Origin of the sequence: Pararhodospirillum oryzae (assembly GCF_007992075.1) — a bacterium.
In the GTDB taxonomy this organism is placed as follows: domain Bacteria; phylum Pseudomonadota; class Alphaproteobacteria; order Rhodospirillales; family Rhodospirillaceae; genus Pararhodospirillum; species Pararhodospirillum oryzae.
Genome location: NZ_BJZO01000044.1, coordinates 17702 through 35661 on the forward strand (window position 1 = coordinate 17702; position 17960 = coordinate 35661).

Genomic DNA, 17960 nt, shown 5'->3' on the forward strand with positions numbered 1-17960 from the left:
AGGAGCGTGGAAGGACTCTAGATATTTGATCTGGTTGATCTTTTCGTAAGAAGCGCTGCCTTTTTCCCCGGGGTCCCCTTCGGGCGGTTTCCGGCTTTCCGCGCAAGGCGGCGGGCGGGCTGTCAAGGGCGGAAGAATCCCCGCTTCCTGTGGATAACTCTGTGGGCGACCATGGGAACATCACGGCGCAGGCCAGGGATTCCGGGGAGTCGCATGGCATTGCCTAAATTAAGGGCAGGGCCTTCAGGTCCTTGATGTACAACGAATAAATCTTCGGCTTGAGGCCAGGATGGCGCCGGGATGGGGCTCGGCGCGATGCCAGGAGCCCCGTTCCACCGGACACGCTCCACGACGGTGGCCGCTTTTCGCGGGTGGGGGGCGTTCGCCTGCGGCCGGGTTTCTTCCCCCTGTGTCTCGTGGTCCCGGGACGAGGGAACCGCTAGGGGTGGGGGTGCCCGTGATCGGAGCGGCGATCCCCTTCGAAACGCGGTGCGTCGCCTGTCAAGAGCGGAAGAATCCCCGCTTTTTGTGGATAACTTTGTGGACAAGCATGGGAACATCGCGAGGCGGGCCAGAGATTCCGGGGAGTCGCGTGGCATTGCCCAAAGAGAAGGCAGACGATTCAGGCCCTTGATATGCAACGAATAAATCTGAGGCTCGGGGCCGGAAAGGGGGAGCGGGCCGCTGCCGGGCGTCTTTTCCGGGAGACGCTTCACCCCGGCGGCCGGTTTTCGCGGGCGGGTCTTCCGCCCGCCCGGGCTCGGACTGGTTTTCCCTGGGTCTCGTGGGCAAGCGATGATTGGACCGCTAGGGGTGGGGGTGCGCATGATCAGGGCGGCCATGCCTCCGCGAAACGGGGCGTGCGCGGTGTCAAGAAGGGAAGAGTCCCCGTTTCCTGTGGATAACGTTGTGGAGGACTGTGGGAACAAAGCGGAGAGGTCCAGGGATTCCCAAGAGTCGCACGGCCTCGCCCAAAAAACAGGCTGAATCATTAAAAGGTTGAGGCGTAAGGGAAAAATCATGGGCAAAACGCCCGGCGCGGGGGCTGGCTCGTCCGGCTCGGTCCCGGGCGTTCCTGTTTGCCGCTACCCGATGACGGCCGAGAGGACCGAGGACCGGGTGTGTTCATCGATTCCTTGCGCGTGCAGGGCGTTTTCCAAAAGGCGCGGATCACACCCCTGATCGCGCATCCAGTGGATAAGAAGGTCCGCGTGCTCTTTGCGCCCCCGGCGCAGTTCGGTGGCAAGCCGCAGTTCAAGGGCCACGACGGCAACGCGCGTGTCCCCGGCCGCGATCGTTGAAAAATGCTCCCAGGGACCCCGTCCCAGAGTCTCAAGAAACGGCGAATCGGAGGGGCGCTCGACGGTGCTGGCCTCGATCTTGAGACCATCCACCTCAAACGCGGCGTAGTATTGCCAGGCGGACGGCATCCATGTTGGAGGGGTCAGGCATCGATAGGCGCCGAGCGCGCGCGCAAAGGTGTCCACATCCCCGCGCGCGCCGGCCAGGAAATCAACATCCCCGGGAACCAGCGGGACCCCTCGCAGCAAGGCGGCCGCCGTGCCGATCAGGCGGTATCTGAAGGCCCCTTCGCGTGCGACCAGATCAAGCACGCGCGCGAGCCTTGCGCGAAGGGACTCAATCGTGAGGGTCCTGGGAGCCGTTTCCGGCTCTTGGGTGTCGAGGCGCGGACTGGTCATGGCATCTCTCCCGCCGTCCGGGGTGTCGGGGGGGAACAGTCCCCGTCTCGTGTGGATAACAGTGTGGAGAACCCTGGGGGCAAAATGATCCGGATGAGGGATTCCGGGGAGTCGGTTGACATCGCCTAAAAAGATGGCGAAACCGCCTGCGCCTGAGAGTCTCGTGCCGTGATTTGGAGCACTGACGAAGGGATGGATGCCTGTCAGGTGCCATGAGGGACGCTCGATAGCCCGCTTGATGCGGGGTGATACTTTTTATCAAAAATAATATCACTGTTTTTTGCCGTTTTCATGGGAAGCGGAGCCATGTTTTTTAATTTATAATTTGGTCTTGTCCGTTTTGTTGCGCTCGTTTTGTTTGATCAATGCCTGTACTCGATGATCGCGGTTCCCGGGAACAGGTCAGCGCCTCACGCAGGCCTTCCGTTCCGATCAGGGCGCGCCGGAGGATCGTCGGGGCAAGGCCGGGGGCGTGACAGGCCACGGTGAGCGCGGCTCCCGGGGGCGCCTCCAGGGGGACCAGCATCCAGGCCTCGGGCGGGCCGGGCAGGGGGCCGGTTTCGCGCAGGAGCGGAGGATCTTGCTCGACCTGGAACGAGGCCAGCCCGATTTGCAACCCGCGTCCCGAGGCCTTGGCCACCGCTTCCTTCAGTGTCCACAAGCCCAGGAACGCTTCGGGCCGCCGGGGAGCGGGCAGGGCGGCCAGGGCGGCGGCCTCGCGCGGATGGCAAAAGCGTCGGGCCAGGGGCAGCGGGTCGCGCTGGCGTCCCGGGGCCTCGGCATCAATCCCCAGGGACATCCGCAAGGCGTCGGGCCCCAGGATCAGGGCGCAGGCGGCCAAGTTCCGGGTATGGGTCAGGCTGAACAGGGCCGGGGGCACCGGAGCGGGGCCGGCCAGGAACGGGCGGCCGTGATCCTCGCGCGCCAGCCGCCACGCCGGAGGCGGCACCGGGGCCTCGCCGGGGGCGACGGCAAGGCGGCTCAGCATCCCGCGCAGCAGGGCATGGGCGGCGGCCACGCTCCATTGCTCGACGGGCCCGCCCAGCCGCGCGACGCGGGCCCTGGTTTCCGGATCCACCAGATCCGCCAGCACCGCGACCTCGGCCGCCAGATCCTCCCCGGCCGGGATCAGGCTCCAGACATGAAGGGATAGGGAATCAAGCATGACACGAATTTTTTCCAGCTGGTCTTAAAATAATCTGCTTTTTGGTATATGTAGCTGAGAAAAGGATTTGTAGTCGAGGCTTTCTCTGAGAGCGGGAAGGATACATTTCAATGGTTTATTCGTTAAGAAATGAATGGAAATATTCACTTCCTCTTTCGTAATAATTTAATTGCGTTTCTTGCGAAAGTGTGGATGTATGATAATTTTGCCCATCTATAATGGGCGGAATTTTTTTAAAAAATTGCATTGCTAATTAAAAATAACAATGCAAACCAATCCTTAAACACAAGGAATATTTATATGGAAAAATATAGTTCAATTGATGCCGGGGTGATTCCTGTTGATATAATCCGTCTTTATCTTGGGGTCGATGTCCTTCCTGGACGAGTCTGGGCCTCGGGAAAAGCTCACCAGCATATTGCGCAGAAGCATGAGGCCGACTATCCCATCGTTTTTCATTCACTCAAAAAGGTGGTGGAACATCCTGACTATATCGGCTGGGATCCCGGCGACGAGGCGGGGCACAGGCATGAGAACTTTTACTTGATTAAAGCGATTTTTCGCGATGACTTGCCCGAAGGAATATTCATGCCTTCGAACGCATCTTATGTTCTCATCGCCATTGCCTTGGCGCCGGATGCAAAGGGACGGTATAGAGTTAAATCGGGGTATCGCGTGACGGAGGCAAAAATCAAAAACCGCCTTCGGACAATCCCTTCCCGTCTTCACAAAATCGCACGGTCATAGCGGAATTTAAAATTTCGAGAGACCATATGATCCGGAAAAAAAGGAGTAGCGCGTTGCAAAGCGCGATCTCTTGGCCAGGAGGCCTGCCGTTCACCGTAAGGCGTTTTGGCGCGTGGGTAGCGGTTCCACCTCTACTCCTTTGTTCCTATTTAGGCATGGGAGGCTTGTTTATGCAAGAGTGAACCGGTGGCCTGCCCCCCCTTCCTTTCACACATAGCGTTCGGTCACGGCCAGCAGGGCGGCGCGCAAGGCTTCCTCGGTTTCGTCGGCAAAGGCGTGGTAAAGGGTGGGCGCGAGGCGCAGGAAGGCATCAAGGACCACCGGGTCGAAATGGCTGCCCCGCCCTTGTTCCAGCACCGCCAGGGCATCGTCCAGGGGGAACGCCTTTTTGTAGGGGCGGCGCGAGGTCAGGGCGTCGAACACATCGACCACGGCGAAAATCCGCGCGTTCAAATGGATGGCCTCGCCGGACGCGCCGGTCGGGTACCCCGATCCGTCGTATTTTTCGTGATGGCCCGCCACCACCGGCTGGGCGTCGTCCAGCCACCCCGAGCGTGAAACGATATCGACGCCGTGGTTCACGTGGGTTTTCATGATCGCGAACTCGGCTTCGGTCAGCTTGCCAGGTTTGAGCAAGATGGCGTCGCTGATCCCGATCTTGCCCACGTCGTGCAGGAAGGCCCCCTTGATCAGGGCTCGGATTTCGTCGGGCGCGCGGCCCAGCTCCTGGGCCAGATGGACCGCGTACAAGGTAACCCGGTAATTGTGGCGCCCGGTATCGCTGTCGCGCTTGGCGATGGCCCCGCCCAGAACCTCCAGGATTTCCACGTTGGCGCGCAGCAGGCGTTCGCTGACCCGAAGAAGGCTCCGGTTCATGCCGATGAACACGGGCGCCAGGAACAGCGCCGTTCCGATGACCACCGCGACCACGGTGGCCACGGCTTTCATCACGTCCTTGCTGATCGCGGCCAGCCGTTGGGGCGCGACCTCGAAAATCCCTTCCACGTATCCCGTGACATCGTCAACCGCGACCCGTGTCAGGACCCGCAGGTACAGCCGTCCCTCCAGATAGACTTTGTCGTAATGGGTCAGGTCGCTGAGGGGAAAGGGGCGCACCGCGCGATCGAAAACGGCATCGACTTTTTCCATGTTGCCCAGGGCCGCCTCGGCAAGGGGATGGTGGGCCTCGTCGTAGACCTCGACAAACACAAAATGTCCGTCGTTCCCCTGCTCGCGTCCGGAGAGAAACCCGGCCAGGGTGTCCTTCAGGCGCTGGGGGTCGGCAAGGGCCGTGCCGTGTTGTCGGACAAAAAGGTGGGCCTCGGCGCTGGCCAGGTCGACCACGGCTTCGTCGATGCGCTCCAGTTCGCGAAACCAGACCACGCCCGCGAACGCCGCCGCGATGACAAGGGTGGCCAGGGACAGGCGGCCGGCCACGCGGCGATAAAAATGCGACTGCTTCACGCCTTGCCTCCCTTGGGATTCTTCCCGCCCGGCTTCCCGAAGGGGAGTCCTGGCATCGGGAAGCCTTTCGGGAGTCCGCCTTTCAAGGAGAAACGCTAGCGCGAGACAGGAGGCGTGAAAACCGCTTTTCGAAAACGTCGTGCGTAAAAGAACACGCCAGGGGGACAAAAAAGCGCGTCGCCCGGGGGGCGGGCGACGCGCCTTGACGTGCGGACGGCGGCGTTTGACCGGGCGCCGTCTTTCGTTGTCGTTGTGGGTCAGGCGGTGCGCCGGACCTCGGCCAGGAAGGTGTGCACCTGGGCGCGCAGGCTGTCGCACTCGCCGTGCAGGCGTTCGGCGGCGTCCAGCAGCCCGTCGGAGGCTTGGCGCGTGCCTTCGACCGTGGTGTTGACCTCGGCGATGGTCTGGCTGACCAGGGTGGTGCCGGCCGCCGCCTGCTGCACGCCGCTCGCGATCTCGCGCGTGGCGATGCCCTGCTGATCGACGGCGCCGGCGATGGTGTCGGTGGTGTCGCGGATGGCGTTGATAATGCCCGCGATGCCATCAATGGCCGCGACCGCCGTGGCCGTCGCCTGCTGGATCGCCGTGACCTGTTCTCCGATTTCGTCGGTGGCCTTGGCGGTCTGGCTGGCCAGATGCTTGACCTCGCCGGCCACCACCGCGAAGCCCTTGCCCGCTTCGCCGGCCCGCGCCGCCTCGATCGTGGCGTTGAGCGCCAGCAGGTTGGTTTGGGCCGCGATGTCCGTAATCAGGTTGACCACCGCGCCAATGCGCTGGGCCGCCTCGGCCAGGCCCCGCACATGGGCGCGGGTTCGCTCGGCCTCGCCGACCGCGTCGGTGGCGATCCGGGTCGAATCCGCCACCTGCCGGCTGATTTCCCCGATCGACGCGCTCAGTTCCTCGGTGGCGCTGGCCACGGTCTGCACGTTGGTCGAGGCCTGCTCGGCCGCCGAAGCCACGGTAACCGAGCGTTTGGCCGTGCTTTCCGCCGCCTGCGACAGACCGCCCGCATCCTTTTCCAACTCGGCCGCCGCCTGGGCCACGACGTCCAGCGCCTGCGCCGCCGCCGCGTCGAAGCCCTTGGCCAGGGCGGTCAGGCGGTCGGCTTCCGCCGCCCGGCGCTCCTGCTCGGCCTCGCGCGCCGCCGCGAGATCGCGGTTTTCGATCATGCGCTGACGGAAAATTTCCAGCGCCTCGGCCATGCGTCCGATTTCGTCGTCGCTTTCGGGCTTGGCGCCGGGGGTGGCCAGGTCGCCCTCGGCCAGGGCCAGCATGCGCGCCGATTGCGCCTCCAGCCGCCGCGCGAGGCGCCGGGTCACCGCCAGGCCCACCAGCATCACCAGGGCCAGCGACACCGCGCCCCCGGCCGCCAGCTCGATCAGAACCAGCTGGGTTTCGGCTTCCACGTCATCGACATACACGCCCGTGCCGATCATCCAGCCCCAGGGATCGAAGCCTCCGGCGTAGCCCAGCTTGCGCGTGGGGTCCTTTTCGCCCGGCTTGGGCCACAAGAAGGGCACGAAGCCGCCGCCCTCCCGCGCCGCCTTGATCAGCTCCTCGATGGTGGGCAAGCCATTGGCGTCGCGGGTTTCCTTGAGCTTGTAGGTCCCCTCCAGCTTGGTCAGGATGGGGTGAGCCAGAAGTTTCCCTTCGTAATCATAAACATAAAAGTATTCGGGGCCCGCGAACCGGATGGCGCGCAAGACGTTCTTGGCCACGGCCTGGGCCTGCGCGTCGGTCATGGAGCCGGCCTCGGCCTCGGCGTGCAGGGCCTGGGTGACCGTGACCGCGACTTCCGTGGCGCTTTTGATTTGCAGTCGGTGTGTCTCGTCAATGCGTTGGTGGATCAAAAAGGCGGCGAACCCAGCCACCAGCACGACCGCCACGACCGAAAGAAGGGGGACGAGTAAGACCTGTTGCCGGATGGTCAGGGTCTTCATGCCGATTTTTCCTTGGTTGTCTTCAAGAAAAACGTCTCCTTCCCTGTTATCTCGCGTTCTTGTTTTTGCCATGCAGCATACAGAGCGGACATCACGCCAGCAATGGCAATCCCCCTTCTTCAGGGACAGGGCCGCATGACCGAAACGCCGGGCTTGCAGACCCAGGGTGGTCGTGGCTCGTTTCGCTCGCAGGATGGGTTGAGGGCGGCGGCCTGTCTTGACCTGATCCGGGCATGCGCTAGAGTCGGATCTGGGTGCGCAAGGGTCCCGCCGCCGGCCCCTGGCCCTTCCCCCCTTCCTTGTTCCCCATCGTGAAAGGCACGGTCATGCCCGCCTACCGCTCCCGCACCTCTACCCACGGTCGCACCATGGCCGGGGCCCGCGCCCTGTGGCGTGCCACCGGCATGACGGACGCGGATTTTGGCAAGCCGATCATCGCCATCGCCAATTCCTTCACCCAGTTCGTACCCGGGCATGTGCACCTGAAGGACCTGGGGCAGCTTGTCGCCCGCGCCATCGAGGCCGCCGGCGGTGTTGCCAAGGAATTCGATACCATCGCCATCGACGACGGCATCGCCATGGGCCATGACGGCATGCTCTACAGCCTGCCGTCGCGGGACCTGATCGCCGATTCGGTCGAATACATGGTCAATGCCCACTGCGCCGACGCGCTGGTCTGCCTGTCCAACTGCGACAAGGTGACCCCGGGCATGATGATGGCGGCCTTGCGCTTGAACATCCCGACCATTTTCGTTTCGGGCGGGCCCATGGAAGCCGGGCGGGCCGTGGTCGACGGGGTGGAACGCGCGGTGGACCTGATCGACGCCATGGTCATGGCCGGCAATCCCCAGGTGTCCGACGAGGTCGTCGCGGCCGTGGAGCAATCCGCCTGTCCCACCTGCGGATCGTGCTCGGGCATGTTCACCGCCAACTCGATGAACTGCCTGACCGAGGCGCTGGGGCTGTCGCTGCCCGGCAGCGGCACCTTGATCGCCACCCACGCCAGACGCCGCGACCTGTTCGAGGAAGCCGGGCGCACCATCGTGGCCCTGGCCAAGCGCCATTACGAGCACGACGACGCCAGCGTGCTGCCGCGTGCCATCGCCACCAAGGCCGCGTTTGAAAACGCCATGACCCTGGACATCGCCATGGGCGGCTCGACCAACACGGTCTTGCACCTGCTGGCGGCGGCCCAGGCCGGTGAGGTGCCGTTCACCATGGCCGACATCGACCGCCTGTCGCGCCAGGTGCCCCACCTGTGCAAGGTGGCCCCCAGCACGCCCTCGGTCCACATTGAGGACGTTCACCGCGCCGGCGGGATTTTCGGCATCCTGGGCGAGCTGGACCGGGCCGGGTTGCTGGACACCTCGGTGGGCTCGGTGCATGCCGCCTCGCTGGGCGAGGCCCTGGCCCGCTGGGATATCGCCACCACGTCCGATGAAGCGGTGCTGGAGTTCTTCCGGGCCGCCCCCGGCGGCGTGCGCACGGTGCAGGCCTTCACCAGCACCCGCACCTGGGACCTGGATCAGAACCGCGAAAGCGGCGTGATCCGCGACCGCGCCCACGCCTTTTCCCAGGATGGTGGTCTCGCCGTGCTGACCGGCAATCTGGCGCCCGGCGGCTGCATCGTGAAAACCGCCGGCGTCGATGCCAGCATCCTCACCTTCACCGGCGAGGTGCGGGTGTGCGAAAGCCAGGAAGAAGCGGTCTCGCGCATTCTGGGCGGCGACATCGTGGCCGGCAACGTGGTCGTTGTCCGCTACGAGGGCCCCAAGGGCGGCCCCGGCATGCAGGAAATGCTTTATCCGACCAGCTATCTGAAGTCGCGCGGGCTCGGCAAGGCGTGCGCCCTGGTCACCGACGGCCGTTTCTCGGGGGGCAGCTCGGGCCTGTCGATCGGCCACGTTTCCCCCGAGGCGGCCTCGGGGGGGGCCATCGGCTTGCTGGAGGACGGCGATACCCTGTTCATCGACATCCCCAACCGGGTGATCCGGATCGAGCTGGACGAGGCCACCCTGGCCCAGCGCCGCGCCGCCCAGGAAGCGCGTGGCAAGGCAGCCTGGACCCCGGTTTCGCCCCGCCCGCGTCAGGTCTCGGATGCCCTCAAGGTCTACGCGGCCCTGACCACCAGCGCCGACAAGGGCGCGGTGCGCGATCTGTCGGTGTTGTCGCGTTAACACAAGGGAATGCGGACCAGGGAAGGGAGGGGGGCGTCCCGGCTCTCTCCTTTTCCTGGATCTTCCCCGGATCCCGAAGGAAACACGGGTGGTCTCTTGCGACACCCCCGTGTTTCCCTCATTCTGAAGGGGCAGGATAAACGGATCGAGTGCCCGCGGGAGAGGGGCCATGAACGCCTTTGCTTTTGATACCCACGCCTCGGTGAAACGCATGACGGCGGCCGGCATGACCGAGGCCCAGGCCGAGGCGATCACCGATCTGGTGCGCGAGGTCCAAGGCATCGTGGCCGGGGATCTGGCCACCAAGGCGGACCTGAAGGCGCTGGAGGCGTTACTGCGCTCCGAGATCGCCGGGGTGGAAACCTCGCTGCGTTCCGAGATCGCGTCTCTTGATGCGTCTCTCCGCTCCGAGATCGCGGCTCTTGATGCGTCTCTCCGCTCCGAGATCGTGGCGCTGCGTTCCGAGATTACGGCTCTTGATACGTCGCTGCGTTCCGAAATCGAAAGGGTCGAAACGTCGTTGCGTTCCGAGATCGTGGCGGGCGACGCGTCGCTGCGTTCCGAAATCGCGGCGCTGCGCTCGGATGTCAAAGCCGAAATCGCCGACGCCAAGACCGACATCATGAAATGGATGGTCGGGACCATGCTGGTCCAGACCGGGCTGATTCTTGGGTTGATGAAGCTGTTCCAGTAGGGGGGCGCGCGAACGCCCGCTTATTCCCCCTGGGTCAGAAGCAGCCCGCGCCGGCGCGCGACGTGGAAGGTGTACAGGAATATTCCCACGGCCAGGGTCAGGTACCCGGCGTTGAGCCCGGCGGCCCACAGCAGATGGTCGACCGGCACCGTGCCGTGAATCAGGACGGCGCGCATGCCCTCGAACACATGGGCGGGGGGAAAGGCGAGAGCGATCCACTGCAAGGGCTCGGGCAGCACGCCGATCGGGTAATAAATGCCGGCGATCGGCCAGAAGGCAAAAGTCAGCACCCAGGCCATGCTTTCCGCCCCCAACCCGAAACGGAGCACGATGGCACTGACCACCAGCCCGATCACCCACCCCATGACCAGCAGGTTGACGAAAAAGGCCAGCAGGGGCAGGCCCATGTCGAAAATGTTGAAGGCATAGAACACGATCGCCAATCCGGCGGCGGGCAGCACGCCCACCAGGGTACGGATCACGCTCATGATCATGAGGGCGCCGACCATTTCGACGGGGCGCAGGGGCGTGACGAACAGGGAGGCCAGGTTGCGCGACCAGAGTTCCTCGAAAAACGACAAAGAGAATCCCAGGTTGCCGCGAAACAGCACGTCCCACAGCAAAACGGCAGCCAGGAACATGCCGCTGGCCTGGGCCACCAAGCTGGACTCGGTCATCAGGAAGCGGGTGAGGAAGCCCCAGGTAATCATCTGGATGATGGGCCAGTAGGCCATTTCCAGCAGCCGGGGCACCGAGCCGCGCAGCAGGTACCAGTGGCGCAGGACCAGGGCCAGGACGCGGCGCAGGGAAGCCCCCGGGCTTGGGGTATGGCCAGCGGAAGCAACGGAAGTGGAAACATCGGGCATGGAGAGGTCCTTGACGCGAGGCGGGGCCTGGGAAGGCGGGCCTGGAAGCAACGGAGGGTCAGCGTTCCCCCGTCCGCAAGGGTCGGCCCGGTGGAAAAACCATGGGGTGGGCGTCAGGGCCGGGGGGAACGGTCGTATCCTTGAAGGGCGTGGTCAAGGGACCAGATGCGAACCCGGTGGTGGCGCGGAAGACGCGCGCAGCATCGTTCCCACTCCTTGAGGATGGACAGATCCCCCATTCCAACCCCACGCATGGCGTGATCGGGAAATTCCGCAAGCCAGCTTCGGATGGTGGCCGTGTCGGGGGGCTCCATGGCCTGCCAGGGGGCCGAGCCTTCGATCGCCGCCTTAACCTGTTTCGTGAACCGCAGGGCCGTTTCCCGCCGCTGCCTGCCGTCGCTGACCTGGGCGATAAAGTTACCGGTTTCGATGATGGCCGCCATGGGCAGCAGAAGATGATGAGTGTCCGGATCCTCCACCAAGCGGTCCAGTTCTCTCCAAACCGCATCCCGATCCTGGCTACGCCCTGGAACCTCCAGCACGTTCAGGAAAATGCAGGTGTCCATCAAGATGGTGCATGGCGCGATGGCGGCGGGCATCAAGGGGCCTCCATCGACCGGCGCAGGTCGTCCAGCCATGCCTTGGCCCGCTGACGGCGGACTTCGGGAGATGGCGTATTCTTGACCAGGCGATCCAGGATGCCGCGCGTGAGCAGATGGCCCACCGTTCCTTGCGCGATGAGTTCGGGATAGCGCTCCAGATCCTGAAGGCGGACCAGGCGGCTGGACCCATCGTCGGGGTCGCGGTAGCAAAAAACCACGGAGGGGATGGTTTCGTCGGGCAGGGCATCCAGCAAGGCCGGATTGTGGCTGCTGATCAGGATTTGCAAGCCTCGGTGCCGGGAAAGCGCCAGCAGGCGCGCGAGGATGTCCCCCACGCGGCTGGGATGCAAGCCGTTGTCAATTTCCTCGATCACCACAAGGCTGCCCGGGGGGGCCGACAGCAAGGCTGCGGCGATGGCCAGGACCCGCAACGTGCCATCCGAAAGCAAGGTTGCATCGAATTTTCGGGTGACACCGCCAAAGGTCTCTTCCAGTTCAACCATGACCTCGTTGCGTGGCGTTTCGATAAAGGTCATGGCGCGGATGTCCTGCTCGGGCAGGCTCCGGATCAAGCCAAGGATCTCGTCTCCCATTTCGTCCTTGAGGGCGTACAAAACGCCGGACAAATTAGCCCCGTCGCCTTTCAGGCGTTGTTCGGTCTTGTAGCTGTATCCGCGCATCAGGGCTGGCTGAGGGTCGAGGAACAGGATATCCGACAAGGTATTTTGATAAAACCGGCAGACCTCGGGAATCGCGAGGTGGGCCTTGCGGTGTCCCTCCTCGAACCGGGCCGAGCCTTGCAACTGGTGAAGGATCGCCAGTTGATCGGTGCAGGTGGTGCGAGGTTTTGTCCCGCCCCGCGCAAAGTTGTTGTAGGCAACGCTCAGGTCGTTGCCTCCGGCCGCCCCCGGGGCCAGCACTTCGTACAAAGGCACGGAGCTTGTGGGGGAGGTCACCCGTTCGTCCACGATGTGCAGATCGCTTTCCCCATCGATCCGCAGTGAGATGGAAAAACAAGGCCAGTCGGGATGCTCCGTCTCACAGGCCAGCGTGAAGATGTTCGCTCCGTCACGGCCCAGGCTCGCCACCGTCCCCCGGATGGCTTGGTCTCCTTCGTGGACCGCGTACCGAATCGATCCCAGGCGGTTGCCTTGGGCAATCCAGGACAACAACCGTACCCCTTCAAGCGCGTTGCTTTTCCCCGAGGCATTCGCGCCAATCAGAACCGTGAGCGGGGCGAAGTCCAGGGTTGCTTTCCGATAGCTTTTAAAATCTCGAAGGGCAAAGCGGGTGAGCATGGGCGCGGTTCTCCCCGAGGGGGCCTTGTGTCGTGGTCGTGTGCTATGCGTCCGGTCGGGTTCTGGCCAGCGTGCGCCAGGGGCGGGCCAGGTCTTCCTCGAAGACCTGGGGCCAGGGGCGGCTGGTGGCTTCCATGTGGGTCCGGGCTTTCGCGCCCACCGCGCGCAGATCGTGGGTCAGGGCCTCGGCAATGGCGTTGGCCCAGGGAAGGGGGCCGTCGCCGGTGACCACGAAGCCATCCTCTCCCGGGCTCACGACCAGATGCCCCAAGCCGTTGTGTCGTCCCGACAGCACCGCCGCCAGGCCGGCCGCGCGCGCTTCCAGCACCACGTTGCCCACCGTTTCCGATTCGCTCGGGAAAACGAACAGGTCGGCCGAGGCGAACAGACGCGCGAGGTCCCTCTGATCCAGCACGCCGGGCGCGATCAGGCGCGGGCCGCACAGGCGCTGGGCTTCGGGCAGGTCGCGGCCGGCGCCGGCAACGATCAAGGTCAGGTCGTGCCCCTGGGCCAGAAGACGCGCGACCGCCTGGGCCGCGATCAGCAGGCGCTTGCTGGCGTCGGCGCGCCCCGCGAACAACAAAACCGGTTGCCCGGGGGGAACCCTGAAGCGTGACTCCAGCCAGGCGCGATCCCGGTGCCGGGGCGAGAACCGCTCAAGATCCACGCCCCGGCCCAGGAAACTGTAAGGCAGGGCGGGGAACCACGCCTGCACCTTGGCTTCGTCGTCGGCCCGGGAAAGGAAAACGTGGCGGCACACGGCCAGATGCCGGCGCAGCCTTTTGGCTTCGGCCTCGGCCAGGCGCTCGCCCAGGTCAAGGGTGCGCACGACCCATCCGCCCAGGCGTTCTCCCAGCATCCGGCCCACGATGGCCGGCGCGTAGGCGCGGGTCAGGGTTTCGACGTCGGTGTGCTGGGAATGGACGAGCGGCGGGCCGCCGGCGGCCTGCACCCGCTCGGCCGTGCGGCCGAAGGCGAAGTGGTCGGTGGAAACCATCAGGTCGAAGGCAGGCAGCAAGGCCGCCAGTCGGGGATGGAACGAAGCCAGATCCGTGTGCCCGGCCCCGCTATCGAGAAAGGCGAAGCGGTTGGTGCCCCAGCGCGGAACCAGCCGGTGAAAACGCGCGTTGGGGCCGCACGCCTCCACGCCTTCGGTCTCGCCCAGGAAGAACACCGTCAGGTCGATGTCGGGGGTGGTGGCGGCGGCCTCGGCGAACCGTTCCCACACCTTGACGTGCCCTCCGGCCTGGGGGGTGCGAAACAAGGTGACCAGAACCGCCACCCGGATCGGGGCGCGCGAGGAAGAGGCATCGGACATGAAAAACGGGTCCTTGGGCTGGATGGTCCCCTCCGGCCCCAAGAAAGGGGCGCGCGTGGGTTTTCGGGGAAGGCGCACCATGCTAAAGCCCTCGCCCGCCCCGATCAACGCCTGCTCCCGCAGGGCTTCCTTTCCGGTGTCTCGGTGCTGGCGCAATGGCGCGCGTGCGTGTAGGTATACCCCATGGAACACTGTCTTTCTTTGTCTCGCCTGACCCCCGTCCTGCCGCCGCTCAAGCCCGGCTGGGTGTGGCTGGTCGGCGCCGGTCCGGGGGATCCCGGTCTTCTCACCTTGCTGGCCGTGCATGCCTTGTCCCAGGCCGACGTGGTGGTTCACGACGCCCTGATCGACGGGCGGGTCCTGGGCCTTGCCCGCCCCGGGGCGACCTTGATCCACGCCGGCAAGCGCGGCGGCAAGCCCTCGCCCAGCCAGCCCGACATCTCGGCCCGCCTTGTTGAACTGGCCCGGGCCGGCCAGCGGGTGGTGCGCCTGAAGGGCGGCGATCCCTTTGTCTTCGGTCGCGGCGCCGAGGAGGCCCGGGTGCTGGCCCGCGCCGGGGTGCCGTTTCGCGTGGTGCCCGGCGTCACCGCCGGCATTGGCGGCCTGGCCTACGCCGGCATTCCCGCCACCACCCGCGACACCAACGCCGCCGTGACTTTTGTCACCGGCCATGCCGCCAGCGGCGACGTGCCCGACGCCCTGGACTGGGCCGCGCTCGCCCGGTTGCCGGTGCTGGTCTTCTACATGGCGCACAAGCACCTGGCGACCATCGTCGATCACCTGAAGGCGGGCGGGCGGGCGGGCGACAGCCCGGCCGCGTTCCTGGTCGATGCCACCACCGCGACCCAGAAGGTGTTCCGCACGACCCTGGATCAGGCTGTCGCCGATCGCGATCGTCTGGGGGTGGTGCCGCCGGCCTTGTTCGTGGTGGGCGACGTGGTGCCGCTGGCCGATGAACTGACGTGGTGGACGCCGCCCGAGCGCACCCCCACCGAAAGCGCCTTGTCCTCGCCGTTCCTGAGCGAGGCCACCGGGCCCGGCCTGTTGGGCTGAGCGTGGACGCGGCGGCGGCGCTCACGGCGTTGTTCGAGGCGGGGCTGGCCCATTGCCGCAGCCTGGACCTCGACACGTCGGGCCCCGTCGTTGGCGCGCTCGCCCTGGCCGGCCTCACCGGCGGGTTGCTCCATTGCACCGGCATGTGCGGGCCTTTCGTGCTGTCGCAGGTGGCCGCCCGCCTGGAAGCGGTGCCCGTTTCCCGGTTGAGCGAACGCGCGCGCTGGGCCGGGGCCCTGCTCGCGCCCTATCACCTGGGCCGGCTGCTGACCTACACCGTTCTGGGGGCCGGCTCGGCGGCGCTGGTGGGGCAGGGGGGGAGCCTGCTGGCCGACCAAGCCGTGACGCGGGGGCTTTCCGCCGTTCTCATGGGGCTGGCCGCGCTGTTGTTCCTGATGCACGCCTTGCCCCGCCTGGGGGTGTGGCTGCCACTGCCCCGGCTGCCCGGGCCGCCCGCGCGCTGGATCGCGCCCTTGATGGCGGCGCCCACCGGCGGGCGGGGGCTGCTACTGGGGGTGATCCTGGGCTTCCTGCCCTGCGGCCTTTTGTACGGCGCCGTGGCCGGGGCCGCCTCGACCGCCGATCCCGTGATGGGAGGGCTGGGCATGGCTGCCTTCGCGGCCGGGACCGTGCCGGGGCTGGTGGCGGTGGGGCTGGTCGGCCATCTGGCCGGGCGCCGCTGGCAAGGCGCCGTCGCCCGGGGCGCGCCCTTGCTGCTGGTGCTCAATGCCCTGGTGTTGCTGGTCCTGGCTGCCCGGGCCTTGTCGTAGGCGTTCGGGGAGGCGATGGAAAAGTCATCCCCGCCCGGGCCCTGGCCCCGGGGATGCTTGCTGTCTTGAGTGCCTTGCCGGGTTTTCCCGTTCGCCGGAGTCTTGTCATGACCGAGCCTTCTTCCGAAACGCCCCGTTCCCCGTCGTTGATGGGGCGCCTCGTGGGGCCGTTGATCATCATCGTGGTGGTGATCGGCATTGCCTTTCTCGGGCGTATTCCGCTGCTGCCGGGCCCGCAAAGCGGCCTGGGCGGGCCTTTCACGCTGGTGAACGAAGCCGGCGAGACGGTGACCGACCAGACCTTTGCCGGGCGTTTCCTGCTGGTGTACTTCGGCTACACCTCGTGCCCCGATGTGTGCCCCACCAGCCTTGCCCTGATCGGCCGCGCCCTGGACATGGCGCCGCCCGAGGCTCGCGCGCGCGTGACGCCGTTGTTCATCAGCGTGGATCCGGAACGCGACACCCCCGAGCGCGCCGCGTCCTACGCCCGGGCCTTTCACCCGGCCCTGATCGGCCTGACCGGCACGCCCGAGCAGATCGCGGCGGTGGCGCACGGCTACCGGGCCACCTATGCCCGCGTTGACCATGGAGAGAACCGCCCTTACACCATCGATCACTCGGCCTATATTTATCTGATGGGCCCGGACGGCCGCTTCCTGGCCCACTTCGAGCCCAACACCCCGCCCGAGCGAATCGCCGATGCCCTGCGGGCCGTCATGGGGCTTCCCAAGTCGTGACGGCACGTCCTTCCCGTCGCGTTTTTCCAAGGACCGTTTCCCGATGCCCGATGTGCGTGCCCCGCGCGGGTTGATCATCGCCGCTCCCGCCTCGGGATCGGGCAAGACCACCGTCACCTTGGGCCTGCTGCGTGCCCTGACCCGCCAGGGCCGGGCCGTGGTCGGGGCCAAGGCCGGGCCCGACTACATCGACCCCGCCTTTCACGCGGCGGCCACCGGCCGTTCGTGCGTCAACCTTGATACCTGGGCCATGCCCGGCCCGGTGGTTCATGCCCTGGCCGCCCATGCCGGGCGCGAGTCCGGGCTGGTGATCGCAGAAGGGGTGATGGGGTTGTTCGACGGCGCCCTGGGCACGTCCGACCCCGGGGCCGACGGCTCGGCGGCGGCGCTGGCCGCGGGCACCGGCTGGCCGGTGGTGCTGGTGGTGCCGGTCAAGGGCATGGCGGCCAGCGTCGCCCCCCTGGTGGCCGGGTTCGCCCGCCACCGCCCCGAGGTGCCCGTGGCCGGGGTGATCTTGAACCGGGTGGGCTCAACCCGTCACCTGGAGGCCCTGCGCGCCGCCCTGGCCGCCAGCGTGCCCGAGGTGGCTGTCCTGGGTGGCCTCCCGGCCCAGGCCGCGCTCAGCGTGCCCGAACGCCACCTGGGTCTGGTTCAGGCCGGCGAGCACCCGGCCCTGGCCGCCTTCCTCGACGCGGCCGCCGACGCCGTGGCCACCCACGTGGACCTGGATGCGGTGGCCGCCCTGGCCCGGCCCCTTGCGCCGCCCGGCCCTGGGGGCGAGGCGCCCGTGCCCGTGCCCCCGCCGGGCCGTCACGTCGCCGTGGCCCGCGACATCGCCTTTGCCTTCTGTTACCCGGCCACGCTTGATGGCTGGCGGGCGGCGGGCAGCCGGGTGAGTTTCTTTTCCCCCCTGGCCGACGAGGCGCCGGCACCGGATGCCGACGCCGTGTATCTGCCCGGAGGCTATCCGGAGCTGCACGCCGCCCGTCTGGCCGCCAGCCGGGTTTTCCTGCCCGCCCTGCGCGCCGCCGCCGCCCGGGGCGTGGCCGTTTTCGGGGAATGCGGGGGCTACATGGTTCTGGGGCGCAGCCTGACCGACGCGGAAGGCGTGGTTCACCCCATGGCCGACCTGCTGCCGGTGGGAACCAGCTTCCAGCACCGGGCGCGGGCGCTGGGCTACCGCGCGGTCACGTTCCTGGAGCCGGGGCCCGGAGTCGCTGCGGGCACGCACGCGCGCGGTCACGAATTCCATTACGCCACCATCACCGCCGAGTCGCCCGAGGGACGCCTGTATCGGGTGCGCGATGCCGCCGGCCAGGACCGGGGCCTGGCCGGGCACCGGCGCGGTCCGGTGGCCGGGGGCTTCGTGCACCTGGTGGCCATGGCGCCGTAACGGGGTGTCTTAACGGGTTATTGGCAGGGCATGTGT

Annotated in this window: 15 protein-coding genes; 7 read left to right on the forward strand and 8 right to left on the reverse strand. The window is 66.2% G+C overall.

Annotated elements, in window-relative coordinates; translation table 11 throughout:
* Window positions 1-1085 precede the first annotated feature (1085 nt).
* Window positions 1086-1700, reverse strand: coding sequence for a hypothetical protein (locus ROR02_RS09070; RefSeq protein ID WP_218032788.1), 615 nt, complete (start codon window positions 1698-1700; stop codon window positions 1086-1088).
* Between the two features lie 313 nt (window positions 1701-2013).
* Window positions 2014-2865: a 4'-phosphopantetheinyl transferase family protein gene (locus tag ROR02_RS09075; RefSeq protein ID WP_246135479.1), complete on the reverse strand. Its 852-nt coding sequence runs from the start codon at window positions 2863-2865 to the stop codon at window positions 2014-2016.
* A gap of 300 nt (window positions 2866-3165) precedes the next feature.
* Here ROR02_RS09075 and ROR02_RS09080 point away from each other — a divergent pair, with 300 nt between their 5' ends.
* Window positions 3166-3612 carry a hypothetical protein gene (locus ROR02_RS09080; RefSeq protein ID WP_147163704.1) on the forward strand — a complete coding sequence of 149 codons (447 nt, stop codon included), beginning with the start codon at window positions 3166-3168 and terminating at the stop codon, window positions 3610-3612.
* A gap of 207 nt (window positions 3613-3819) precedes the next feature.
* Here the strand turns inward: ROR02_RS09080 and ROR02_RS09085 are convergent, their stop codons facing one another.
* Window positions 3820-5076, reverse strand: a complete 1257-nt coding sequence (locus ROR02_RS09085; protein ID WP_147163705.1) for an HD-GYP domain-containing protein — start codon at window positions 5074-5076, stop codon at window positions 3820-3822.
* Window positions 5077-5333: 257 nt separating this feature from the next.
* Entirely contained in the window at window positions 5334-7016 is a 1683-nt protein-coding gene (locus ROR02_RS09090) for a methyl-accepting chemotaxis protein (RefSeq protein WP_147163706.1), read from the reverse strand.
* A 326-nt stretch (window positions 7017-7342) separates the two neighbouring features.
* On the opposite strand from ROR02_RS09090, the gene ilvD reads away from it, so the two are divergent.
* Together ilvD and ROR02_RS09100 are read left to right on the forward strand one after the other, a co-directional pair.
* On the forward strand, window positions 7343-9193 hold the full coding sequence (ilvD, locus tag ROR02_RS09095; protein ID WP_147163707.1) for a dihydroxy-acid dehydratase: 1851 nt from the start codon (window positions 7343-7345) through the stop codon (window positions 9191-9193).
* Between the two features lie 169 nt (window positions 9194-9362).
* Window positions 9363-9887 (forward strand): coiled-coil domain-containing protein, encoded by a 525-nt coding sequence (locus tag ROR02_RS09100; protein WP_147163708.1) that lies wholly within the window; start codon window positions 9363-9365, stop codon window positions 9885-9887.
* Between the two features lie 20 nt (window positions 9888-9907).
* On the opposite strand, the gene ROR02_RS09105 is transcribed toward ROR02_RS09100, so the two are convergent.
* The 4 genes from ROR02_RS09105 to ROR02_RS09120 all read right to left on the reverse strand — a co-directional run bounded on the left by ROR02_RS09105 (window position 9908) and on the right by ROR02_RS09120 (window position 13971).
* Window positions 9908-10753 (reverse strand): ABC transporter permease, encoded by an 846-nt coding sequence (locus tag ROR02_RS09105; RefSeq protein WP_147163709.1) that lies wholly within the window; start codon window positions 10751-10753, stop codon window positions 9908-9910.
* Window positions 10754-10866: 113 nt separating this feature from the next.
* The gene (locus tag ROR02_RS09110; RefSeq protein WP_147163710.1) at window positions 10867-11352 is read right to left on the reverse strand and encodes a hypothetical protein; all 486 of its coding nucleotides are present in this window, start codon (window positions 11350-11352) and stop codon (window positions 10867-10869) included.
* Entirely contained in the window at window positions 11352-12653 is a 1302-nt protein-coding gene (locus ROR02_RS09115; RefSeq protein ID WP_147163711.1) for an AAA family ATPase, read from the reverse strand. Before ROR02_RS09115 ends, ROR02_RS09110 begins: the two co-directional genes overlap by 1 nt.
* 43 nt (window positions 12654-12696) lie before the next feature.
* A complete protein-coding gene (locus ROR02_RS09120) occupies window positions 12697-13971 on the reverse strand; it encodes a glycosyltransferase (RefSeq protein WP_170245049.1) in 1275 nt (424 codons plus the stop codon).
* 183 nt (window positions 13972-14154) lie between these two features.
* Between ROR02_RS09120 and cobA the strand changes: the two genes are divergently transcribed.
* The 4 genes from cobA (at window position 14155) to ROR02_RS09140 (ending at window position 17924) form a co-directional block, all read left to right on the forward strand.
* Window positions 14155-15024, forward strand: coding sequence for a uroporphyrinogen-III C-methyltransferase (gene cobA / locus ROR02_RS09125; protein WP_147163713.1), 870 nt, complete (start codon window positions 14155-14157; stop codon window positions 15022-15024).
* Between the two features lie 2 nt (window positions 15025-15026).
* The gene (locus ROR02_RS09130; protein ID WP_147163714.1) at window positions 15027-15794 is read left to right on the forward strand and encodes a sulfite exporter TauE/SafE family protein; all 768 of its coding nucleotides are present in this window, start codon (window positions 15027-15029) and stop codon (window positions 15792-15794) included.
* 107 nt (window positions 15795-15901) lie between these two features.
* Entirely contained in the window at window positions 15902-16531 is a 630-nt protein-coding gene (locus tag ROR02_RS09135) for an SCO family protein (RefSeq protein ID WP_147163715.1), read from the forward strand.
* 43 nt (window positions 16532-16574) lie between these two features.
* Window positions 16575-17924 carry a cobyrinate a,c-diamide synthase gene (locus ROR02_RS09140; protein ID WP_147163716.1) on the forward strand — a complete coding sequence of 450 codons (1350 nt, stop codon included), beginning with the start codon at window positions 16575-16577 and terminating at the stop codon, window positions 17922-17924.
* The last annotated feature ends 36 nt before the right edge of the window (window positions 17925-17960 follow it).